Source organism: Oleiphilus sp. HI0128 (genome assembly GCF_001635365.1).
In genome coordinates this window covers 1-1065 of record NZ_LWGG01000232.1, presented here as the reverse complement: position 1 = coordinate 1065, position 1065 = coordinate 1, and the positions used below count along the sequence as shown (strand labels likewise).

Sequence of the window (1065 nt, the reverse complement as noted above, 5' to 3'; positions counted from 1 at the left end):
TTTCCCTATCAGCACTTTAAACGAGGCCGTAAAACTAAATAAAGGCCAAGCCAAGCTTGAAGCTTCTGGCGGCATAACCAATGAAACGCTAGTCCCAATTGCTGAAACGGGAGTAGACTTTATTTCAATCGGCGCACTGACAAAAGACTGCAAATCTATCGACCTTTCAATGCGGATTGATATCTAAACAGAAAAACGCCAGCTTACATAAATTTACATACCGAAACACTTCAGTTAGACAATCATTTGGCTATTACAGATAGAATAGATTCATCATTATGGTGATGTCTTCAGACAGCTAAATTCGTCATAAAACAAGAAGACAATCCACCATATTTACCATGCGGCCCATTATATAATTTCACCTTCGAGCTAAGCTGGCTTTACTTTCAATGAATGCAAATAATCTAAGTTTTAAGCCAGAAATCTCTAGCGCTCGCATTCACGGCATACCCGCATTTTTCATAAGTCTCACCCTGTTGTTTATTGCTTTAGGTTTTGACCAATTATTTATAAATGACGGATCGACACTTCAGAATGCCATGCCCTACGTCAGCATAGCCTACGGTTTATCACTCTCTCTTACTTATTGCTTCGGCCTAGTCAGTCTACCCGCAATATTCCTAGCCCCAGTCGCTTTATCACAAGCATCTAACGCATGGTTTGACGGTGATATAGAACTTAGTACTGCAGTACTGTTTTCGTTAAGCCTTTGCATGCAAAGTTATGTGCTCCGGAAGTCATTCCAGCTCTCTATTACCAAGGGTAATCCTTTATCAAACAGTAAAAACCTGATCCTTTATATTTCCCACAGCGTAATAATTAGCGCCTTAATCAGCACATTGCTCGGTGTCAGCTTGCTCACCAATGACGGCGACAGCACACTAGACCTAAGGGTAATAGCCTACTTCTGGATTTCCAATGTTATTAGTCTGACCACCATTCCAAGCATCGTGTTCGCGGCACAAAACCATGCACAACGTATCAAGCAAAACACACATCCTTTAGAGTGGTTTGTTTGGCTTTCAATCTCGATCCTCAGCATTTATTTTACCACCAAGGAAA

Annotated in this window: 1 protein-coding gene and 1 pseudogene; both read left to right on the top strand. The window is 41.1% G+C overall.

Annotated features, from left to right (window positions below):
• A pseudogene (locus tag A3763_RS03120) lies at positions 1-187 on the top strand (nicotinate-nucleotide diphosphorylase (carboxylating)); the annotation flags it as partial.
• Between the two features lie 205 nt (positions 188-392).
• Positions 393-1065: hypothetical protein (locus A3763_RS03115; RefSeq protein WP_156494861.1), on the top strand; the 673-nt coding region annotated here is incomplete at its 3' end.